A 7,981-nucleotide genomic window follows, 5' to 3' on the forward strand; every position below is an offset into this window, starting at 1 on the left:
TCCTACCCGCAAAGAACGCTACACAGTTCTGATTTCTCCTCACGTGAACAAAGATGCACGTGATCAGTATGAAATCCGTACTCACAAGCGTGTTCTGGACATCGTTGAGCCAACTGAGAAAACAGTTGACGCATTGATGAAGCTAGATCTTGCAGCGGGTGTTGAAGTGCAGATCAGCCTCGGCTAAAGGCAACTGCGCAGAATTAATTTAATTAATGAAGCGCTTTTTTATTGTGGAATGCTCTGGAAAGGGCAGCCGTAGTGGGTAACAGCCCCGTACACAACTGGCAAGAGGTTTTAAAAGAAAATGACTGTAGGTCTAATCGGTCGTAAAGCGGGTATGACTCGTGTCTTCAATGAAGACGGCGTATCCGTGCCAGTCACCGTCATCGAAGTGGAACCGAACCGTGTTACTGCTGTGAAAACAGAAGAAACTGACGGCTACGCAGCTGTGCAGGTTACTACTGGTGGAAAGAAGGCTAACCGCCTTTCTAAGCCAGAAGCAGGTAACTTTGCTAAAGCAGGTGTTGAAGCAGGTCGTGGTTTGTGGGAGTTCCGCCTGTCGGGTGGCGACGAAGTCAACGTTGGCGAAGAGCTAACAGTTGCGCGCTTCGAAGCAGGTCAGAAAGTTGACGTAACAGGTCAGTCCAAAGGTAAAGGTTTCCAGGGTGGCGTTAAGCGCTGGAACTTCTCCATGCAGGACGCGACTCACGGTAACTCTCTTTCTCACCGTGCTCCGGGTTCTATTGGTCAGTGTCAGACTCCTGGTCGTGTTTGGAAAGGCAAGAAGATGGCAGGTCAGATGGGTAATGAGCGTGTAACCGTTCAGACCCTGGAAGTCGTTCGTGTTGATGCAGAACGCAACCTGTTGTTGATCAAAGGTGCTGTTCCAGGCGCAACTGGCGGTGACGTAATCGTTAAACCAGCTGTTAAAGCTGGCGCCTAAGGGGGTTTGAAATGAATCTGAATTTGGCTGGAGCTAAAGGTTCGGTTGAAGTTTCCGACCTGGCTTTTGGTAAAGAATTCAACGAGACGCTGGTTCACCAGGTTGTAACTGCTTATCTGGCAGGTGGCCGTCAAGGTACTAAAGCTCAGAAAAACCGTTCTGCGGTTTCTGGTGGCGGTGCTAAGCCATGGCGTCAGAAAGGTACTGGCCGTGCACGTGCTGGTACAAGCCGTTCTCCAATCTGGCGTGCGGGTGGTGTTACATTCGCTGCTCAGCCGCGTGACCATTCTCAGAAAGTGAACAAAAAAATGTTCCGCGCAGCAATGCGTTGCATCTTCTCTGAGCTGGTTCGTCAGGAGCGTCTGGTTGTAGTTGAAGAATTTGCTGTTGAGTCTCCAAAGACTAAACAGTTTGTGGCTAAGCTGAATGAGCTTGAGCTGAACAATGCACTGCTGATTACTGAAGAAGTAGAGCAGAACCTGTACCTGGCAGCACGCAACGTACCGCACGTTGATGTACGTGATGCTTCAGGAGTTGATCCAGTATCTCTGGTTGGCTTCGATAAAGTACTGGTTACTGTAGCTGCTCTGAAGAAAATCGAGGAGAAGCTGGCATGAAACAGGAACGCATTTATCAAGTGCTGCTGGGTCCGCACATCTCCGAGAAAGCTACTATCGTAGCTGATGGTTCTCAGCAGGTTGTTTTTCGTGTAGCAAAAGACGCTACTAAACCGGAAATCAAACAAGCAGTAGAAGAGCTGTTCAACGTTAAAGTTAAAGGCGTGAACGTTCTGAATGCTAAGGGCAAAACCAAGCGTACACAGCGTGGTTTCGGTAAGCGTAACGACGTGCGTAAAGCATACGTTGCTCTGGCTGACGGCTCTGAGATTGATTTCCTTGGTGGCGAGTAATAGAGGAATTTAAAAATGGCAGTGACTAAAACTAAGCCGACCTCTGCTGGACGCCGTCATGTAGTGACAGTGACTAATTCTGAGCTACACAAAGGCAAGCCGTATGCACCTCTTGTTGAGAAGAAAAGCAAGAGCGGTGGTCGTAACCACCACGGTCGCATTACGACTCGTCATATTGGCGGTGGTCACAAGCAGCAGTACCGTAACATTGATTTTCGTCGTAACAAGGACGGTATCCCAGCGACTGTTGAGCGTCTGGAATACGATCCTAACCGTTCTGCGCACATTGCACTAGTTGTATACGCAGACGGCGAACGTCGTTACATCATTGCACCTAAAGGCATCTCTGCTGGCGCTAAGATCATGTCTGGCGACACAGTAGATATCAAGCCTGGTAACACTATGCCTCTGCGCAACATTCCAGTGGGTTCTGTAATTCACTGTGTTGAGCTGAAGCCTGGTAAAGGTGCTCAGATTGCTCGTTCTGCGGGTACATCTGCACAGTTAGTAGCACGTGAAGGTGCTTACGCTACTCTACGTCTGCGTTCAGGCGAGATGCGCAAAGTACTGGTTGAGTGTCGTGCAACTCTGGGTGAAGTGAGCAACAGCGAACATTCTCTGCGTCAGCTGGGTAAAGCGGGTGCTACGCGTTGGCGTGGTGTTCGTCCTACAGTACGTGGTGTTGCGATGAACCCAGTAGACCACCCACACGGTGGTGGTGAAGGTCGTACTTCCGGTGGTCGTCATCCTGTGACGCCATGGGGTGTTCCGACTAAGGGTTATAAAACTCGTAAGAACAAGCGTACTGACAAGTTGATCGTACGCCGTCGTAACGCTAAGTAAGAGGATACAGCTGTGCCACGTTCACTGAAGAAAGGTCCATTTATCGACCTTCACCTGTTGAAAAAGGTAGAGGCTGCGATTGAAGCAAACGACCGTCGTCCAATCAAAACTTGGTCTCGTCGTTCTACGATCTTCCCGAATTTCGTAGGTTTGACAATTGCAGTACACAACGGCCGTCAGCATGTCCCAGTATTTATTACTGAAGACATGGTTGGTCATAAACTGGGCGAGTTTGCTGTGACACGTACTTACCGTGGTCACGTAGTAGACAAGAAAGCCAAGCGATAAGGAGTAAGATGATGGAAGTTGCCGCTAAGCACAAAGGCGCCCGCATCTCTGCACAGAAAGCACGTCTGGTTGCTGACCAGATCCGTGGTAAATCTGTGGGTGAAGCTCTGGATATCCTGGCGTTTAGTCCTAAAAAAGGTGCGGCGCTTGTTAAGAAAGTACTGGAGTCTGCTATTGCTAACGCAGAGCATAACGAAGGTGCTGATATTGACGAGCTGCGCGTTTCTACAGTTTTTGTTGACGAAGCAATGACTATGAAGCGCATCAAGCCGCGTGCGAAAGGTCGCGCTGATCGTATTTTGAAGCGCTCCTGTCACATCACTGTAAAAGTGGCCGACTGAGCTGACTGCTAGGAGATTCCGTTATGGGTCAGAAAGTACATCCAACGGGTATTCGTCTCGGTATTGTTAAAGATCACACTTCTGTGTGGTACGCAGACAAGAGCGAATACGCAAGCAAGCTGCAGAATGATCTGCAGGTGCGTGAGTACCTGGATAAGCAGCTTGAAAAAGCATCTGTAAGCCGCATCGAAATCGAGCGTCCTGCACAGAATGCTAAGATTACTATTCACACAGCTCGTCCGGGCATCGTGATTGGTAAGAAAGGTGAAGATGTTGAGAAACTTCGTAACACAGTATCAGAAATGATGGGTGTTCCTGTTCACATCAACATCGAAGAAATTCGTAAGCCAGAACTGGACGCACGCCTTGTAGCACAGGGTGTGGCTAGCCAGCTGGAGCGTCGTGTTATGTTCCGTCGTGCGATGAAGCGCGCGGTACAGAACGCTATGCGTCTTGGTGCTAAAGGTATCAAGATTCAGCTTGGTGGTCGTCTGGGTGGTGCCGAGATCGCTCGTAGCGAATGGTATCGTGAAGGTCGTGTGCCATTGCACACACTTCGTGCGGATATCGATTACGCTACATATGAAGCGCACACTACTTACGGTGTGATCGGCGTTAAAGTCTGGATCTTCAAGGGCGAGATTCTTGGCGGCATCGAACAGGTGCGTGCTGAGAAAAATGCGCCTAAGAAGAAAGGTAAGTGAGGTAGACGTCGATGCTACAACCAAAACGTCTTAAGTTCCGCAAGATGATGAAAGGCCGCAACCGCGGTCTGGCACAGCGCGGTAGCACTGTAAGCTTTGGTGAATTTGCACTGAAAGCGACTGGTCGCGGTCGAATCACTGCACGTCAGATCGAAGCAGCGCGTCGTACCATGACACGTCACGTTAAGCGTGGTGGTAAAATCTGGATCCGTGTGTTCCCAGACAAGCCAATTTCTAAGAAACCGCTTGAAGTACGTATGGGTAAAGGTAAGGGTGCGGTTGAGTACTGGGTTGCTCAGATTAAGCCAGGTAAGATTCTGTTCGAAATGAGCGGAGTTGAAGAACAGCTTGCATCTGAAGCGTTCACCCTAGCTGCTGCAAAATTGCCTGTTGCAACAACCATTGTTAAACGGACGGTGATGTAATGAAAGCAACTGAACTACGTGAAAAGTCCGTTGATGAGCTTCAGCAGGAACTGCTGGGTCTTCTGAAAGAGCAGTTTAATCTGCGCATGCAGAAGACTACAGGCCAGCTGGCACAGTCTCATCTGCTTGGACAGGTTCGTCGCGATATCGCTCGTGTGAAGACAGTACTCAACGAAAAGGCAGGTAACTAAGTATGAGCGCCGAAAAACGTACTCGAACTGTTACTGGTCGCGTTGTAAGCGACAAGATGGATAAAACCATCACAGTAATGGTTGAGCGCAAAGAGAAGCATCCGATTTACGGAAAATTCATGAAGCGCTCTTCTAAACTGCATGCTCACGATGAGAAAAACGAGTGTCAGCAGGGTGACCTGGTTACCATCGCGGAAACTCGCCCTTTGTCTAAGAATAAATCTTGGGCACTGGTTCGTATTGAAGAGCGTGCAGCAAAGGTGTAAACTATTGCGCCTTTGCTCCATTAGCCGGTCCGTCCGTATTGCGGGCGGCCTAAAAATGTTTTTGGAGTAAGACCATGATTCAAACTGAATCTATGCTTGATGTTGCTGATAACAGTGGCGCTAAGCGAGTGCAGTGTATTAAGGTCCTGGGTGGTTCTCACCGCCGCTACGCTTCTGTAGGTGACATTATTAAAGTTACCGTTAAAGAAGCGATTCCTCGCGGTAAAGTGAAGAAAGGTCAGGTTCTTAACGCCGTAGTGGTACGTACCCGTAAAGGTGTTCGTCGTCCAGACGGTTCAGTAATCCGCTTTGATACTAACTCTGCGGTTCTTCTGAACGCTAGCGATGCACCAATTGGTACTCGTATCTTCGGCCCAGTGACGCGTGAACTTCGCTCAGAGAAGTTCATGAAAATCATTTCCCTGGCGCCTGAAGTGCTATAAAGATCGAACAATTAAACAGTTCGGTTTATGTAAAAACGCTAACACCGGAAGGTGTTGGCGTTTTTGAGCATGAGAGGGTAGCAGGAAGCGATATAGGTAAATTATGCGCAAAATTAAACGTGACGATGAAGTAATTGTCATCGCAGGAAAAGACAAGGGCAAGCGTGGCACTGTCATGCGTGTTCTGGACGATCGTTTGATCGTTTCTGGTATCAATATGGTGAAGAAGCACACCAAGCCTAACCCAATGCTGGGTAAGCCAGGTGGTATCGTTGAGAAAGAAGCGGCAATCGCCGTTTCTAACGTTGCAATCTTCAACCCGCAGACTGGTAAAGGCGATCGTGTTGGCTTCAAAGTACTTGAAGACGGCTCTAAGACTCGCATCTACAAGTCTACCGGCGAAGTCATTGGCGGATAAGGGGAGTAGATATCATGTCTAGACTTAAAGCGCTTTATAACGATTCCGTTAAGCAGCAGCTGAAAGATGAGCTGAACTGCCCTAACGTTATGGCTGTTCCACGTTTGACCAAAATCACTCTGAACATGGGTGTTGGTGAAGCGTTGGGTGATAAAAAACAGCTGGAAAATGCGGTTGCAGATATGACTGCAATTGCTGGTCAGAAGCCTGTTGTAACTCTGGCTCGTAAATCTATCGCGGGCTTCAAAGTTCGTGAAGACTGGCCAATTGGCTGTAAAGTAACACTGCGCGGCGAGCGTATGTGGGAATTCCTGGATCGTCTGGTAGATATTTCTATCCCACGTATCCGTGACTTCCGTGGCCTGAACCCGAAATCTTTCGACGGTCGTGGCAACTACAGCATGGGTGTTAAAGAGCAGATTATCTTCCCTGAAATCGATTACGATAAAGTGGATAAGCTACGTGGTATGGACATTACGTTCACTACAACTGCTCAGAATAACGACGAGGGTCGCGCCCTGCTGGCTGCCCTGAACTTCCCATTCCGTAAGTAATAGGGGTATATCATGGCTAAGGAATCAATGAAGGCACGTGAAGCTAAGCGTGCGAAGTTAGTTGCTAAGTATGCTGAAAAGCGTGCTTCACTAAAAGCAATCATCAACAACCCTAACTCATCTGAAGACGAAGTTTGGGATGCGACTATGGCGCTGCAGAAGCTGCCACGCGACTCAAGCAAATCACGTCAGCAGCGTCGTTGTCAGCTGACTGGTCGTCCTCACGCTGTATACCGTAAGTTCGGTATCAGCCGTATCAAACTGCGTGAAGCAGCGATGCGCGGTGATGTTCCAGGTTTGAAAAAGGCAAGCTGGTAATCCACCAGTTTGTATAACGGTAAGCACAGTGGTCCGGCCCTTCGGGTACCGCGCTGTGCTGCACAAGAGGAAGTAAATGCATGAGCATGCAAGATACTCTAGCGGATATGTTCACTCGTATTCGTAACGGTCACATGGCTGAAAAGCAGGCCGTATCTATGCCGTCTTCCAAAGTAAAAGTATCTGTAGCTGAAGTTCTTAAAGAAGAAGGTTACATCGTTGACTACGCAGTAGAAGGCGACGTAAAACCGGTTCTGAACATTGAGCTGAAATACTTTGAAGGTAAGCCGGTAATCGAAGAGATTAAGCGCGTTAGTCGTCCAGGTCTGCGTATCTACAAGAGCGCAAGCGAACTGCCACAGGTTTCTGGCGGTCTTGGTGTAGCGATTATCTCTACAAGTAAAGGCGTAATGGCTGACCGCGCAGCACGTAGTGCTGGTGTGGGCGGCGAAGTAATCTGCACGGTATTCTAAGAGGTATTTCAATATGTCACGTATTGCAAAAAGCCCTGTTATCGTACCTGCAGGTGTTGAAATTAAGATTGACGGTCAGTCTGTCAATGTTAAAGGCAAAAACGGCCAGCTTTCTTTGGAAGTACACCCTTCTGTTGAGGTTTCTCAGGAAGAAGGTTCTGTAAAGTTCGCTGCTCGTGAAGCGTCTAAACTGTCCCGTTCTTTGTCCGGTACTACTCGTTCTCTGGTTAACAACATGGTTGTTGGCGTAAGCGAAGGCTTCAAGAAGACTCTTGAGCTACAGGGTGTTGGTTACCGTGCTGCTGCAAAAGGCAACACGCTGAACCTGAACCTGGGTTTCTCTCACCCAATCGACTACGAACTACCAGAAGGTATCAAAGCAGAAACGCCAAACGTTACTACAATCGTGCTGTCTGGTGCAGACAAGCAGGTTCTAGGTCAGGCTGCTGCTGAGATTCGTGCGTTCCGTCCACCAGAGCCTTATAAAGGTAAGGGTGTTCGTTATGCTGATGAGTATGTTCGCCGTAAAGAAGCGAAGAAAAAGTAAATAGGACAGGGTTATGAACGCTAAGAAACAATCTCGTATTCGTCGTGCTCGTCGCTCCCGTCTGAAAATGCGTGAGCTGGGCGCAACTCGTCTGTGCGTTACTCGCACACCGCGTCACATCTACGCTCAGGTTATTTCTGCTGATGGTGCTAAAGTCCTGGCGGCTGCATCAACTGTAGAAAAAGATTTGCGCGAAGCGACTGGTGGTAACATCGACGCAGCTGTAAAAGTAGGTACTCTGATCGCTCAGCGTGCTACTGAAGCTGGTGTTACTGAAGTAGCATTCGACCGTGCTGGTTACCAGTACCATGGTC

Annotated in this window: 18 protein-coding genes; all 18 read left to right on the forward strand. The window is 48.8% G+C overall.

Going from position 1 to position 7,981, the window contains the following annotated elements:
- Positions 1 to 187: 30S ribosomal protein S10 (gene rpsJ, locus MED92_RS09665; RefSeq protein ID WP_007021348.1), on the forward strand; the 187-nt coding region annotated here is incomplete at its 5' end.
- 120 nt (positions 188 to 307) lie between these two features.
- A complete protein-coding gene (rplC, locus tag MED92_RS09670; protein WP_007021349.1) occupies positions 308 to 946 on the forward strand; it encodes a 50S ribosomal protein L3 in 639 nt (212 codons plus the stop codon).
- 11 nt (positions 947 to 957) lie between these two features.
- On the forward strand, positions 958 to 1,563 hold the full coding sequence (gene rplD / locus MED92_RS09675) for a 50S ribosomal protein L4 (protein ID WP_007021350.1): 606 nt from the start codon (positions 958 to 960) through the stop codon (positions 1,561 to 1,563).
- Entirely contained in the window at positions 1,560 to 1,856 is a 297-nt protein-coding gene (rplW, locus tag MED92_RS09680; RefSeq protein ID WP_007021352.1) for a 50S ribosomal protein L23, read from the forward strand. Before rplD ends, rplW begins: the two co-directional genes overlap by 4 nt.
- Before the next feature lie 15 nt (positions 1,857 to 1,871).
- The gene (rplB, locus tag MED92_RS09685) at positions 1,872 to 2,699 is read left to right on the forward strand and encodes a 50S ribosomal protein L2 (RefSeq protein ID WP_007021353.1); all 828 of its coding nucleotides are present in this window, start codon (positions 1,872 to 1,874) and stop codon (positions 2,697 to 2,699) included.
- 12 nt (positions 2,700 to 2,711) lie between these two features.
- Positions 2,712 to 2,987, forward strand: a complete 276-nt coding sequence (rpsS, locus tag MED92_RS09690; protein ID WP_007021354.1) for a 30S ribosomal protein S19 — start codon at positions 2,712 to 2,714, stop codon at positions 2,985 to 2,987.
- A gap of 8 nt (positions 2,988 to 2,995) precedes the next feature.
- The gene (gene rplV, locus MED92_RS09695; RefSeq protein ID WP_474662372.1) at positions 2,996 to 3,328 is read left to right on the forward strand and encodes a 50S ribosomal protein L22; all 333 of its coding nucleotides are present in this window, start codon (positions 2,996 to 2,998) and stop codon (positions 3,326 to 3,328) included.
- A gap of 23 nt (positions 3,329 to 3,351) precedes the next feature.
- On the forward strand, positions 3,352 to 4,032 hold the full coding sequence (gene rpsC / locus MED92_RS09700) for a 30S ribosomal protein S3 (protein ID WP_007021356.1): 681 nt from the start codon (positions 3,352 to 3,354) through the stop codon (positions 4,030 to 4,032).
- An 11-nt stretch (positions 4,033 to 4,043) separates the two neighbouring features.
- A complete protein-coding gene (rplP, locus tag MED92_RS09705) occupies positions 4,044 to 4,457 on the forward strand; it encodes a 50S ribosomal protein L16 (RefSeq protein WP_007021357.1) in 414 nt (137 codons plus the stop codon).
- The gene (gene rpmC, locus MED92_RS09710) at positions 4,457 to 4,648 is read left to right on the forward strand and encodes a 50S ribosomal protein L29 (RefSeq protein ID WP_007021358.1); all 192 of its coding nucleotides are present in this window, start codon (positions 4,457 to 4,459) and stop codon (positions 4,646 to 4,648) included. Before rplP ends, rpmC begins: the two co-directional genes overlap by 1 nt.
- A gap of 2 nt (positions 4,649 to 4,650) precedes the next feature.
- Positions 4,651 to 4,914, forward strand: coding sequence for a 30S ribosomal protein S17 (gene rpsQ / locus MED92_RS09715; protein WP_007021359.1), 264 nt, complete (start codon positions 4,651 to 4,653; stop codon positions 4,912 to 4,914).
- A gap of 74 nt (positions 4,915 to 4,988) precedes the next feature.
- Positions 4,989 to 5,357 (forward strand): 50S ribosomal protein L14, encoded by a 369-nt coding sequence (gene rplN, locus MED92_RS09720; protein WP_007021360.1) that lies wholly within the window; start codon positions 4,989 to 4,991, stop codon positions 5,355 to 5,357.
- 103 nt (positions 5,358 to 5,460) lie between these two features.
- On the forward strand, positions 5,461 to 5,775 hold the full coding sequence (gene rplX / locus MED92_RS09725; RefSeq protein ID WP_007021361.1) for a 50S ribosomal protein L24: 315 nt from the start codon (positions 5,461 to 5,463) through the stop codon (positions 5,773 to 5,775).
- 14 nt (positions 5,776 to 5,789) lie between these two features.
- The gene (gene rplE / locus MED92_RS09730) at positions 5,790 to 6,329 is read left to right on the forward strand and encodes a 50S ribosomal protein L5 (protein ID WP_007021362.1); all 540 of its coding nucleotides are present in this window, start codon (positions 5,790 to 5,792) and stop codon (positions 6,327 to 6,329) included.
- Positions 6,330 to 6,341: 12 nt separating this feature from the next.
- Positions 6,342 to 6,647: a 30S ribosomal protein S14 gene (rpsN, locus tag MED92_RS09735; RefSeq protein ID WP_007021363.1), complete on the forward strand. Its 306-nt coding sequence runs from the start codon at positions 6,342 to 6,344 to the stop codon at positions 6,645 to 6,647.
- Positions 6,648 to 6,727: 80 nt separating this feature from the next.
- Positions 6,728 to 7,120 (forward strand): 30S ribosomal protein S8, encoded by a 393-nt coding sequence (gene rpsH, locus MED92_RS09740; RefSeq protein WP_007021364.1) that lies wholly within the window; start codon positions 6,728 to 6,730, stop codon positions 7,118 to 7,120.
- Positions 7,121 to 7,133: 13 nt separating this feature from the next.
- Complete coding sequence (rplF, locus tag MED92_RS09745) at positions 7,134 to 7,667, forward strand: 50S ribosomal protein L6 (protein WP_007021365.1); 534 nt, start codon at positions 7,134 to 7,136, stop codon at positions 7,665 to 7,667.
- Between the two features lie 13 nt (positions 7,668 to 7,680).
- Positions 7,681 to 7,981: 50S ribosomal protein L18 (gene rplR / locus MED92_RS09750; RefSeq protein ID WP_007021366.1), on the forward strand; the 301-nt coding region annotated here is incomplete at its 3' end.

It is taken from the genome of Neptuniibacter caesariensis (genome assembly GCF_000153345.1).
GTDB lineage: Bacteria > Pseudomonadota > Gammaproteobacteria > Pseudomonadales > Balneatricaceae > Neptuniibacter > Neptuniibacter caesariensis.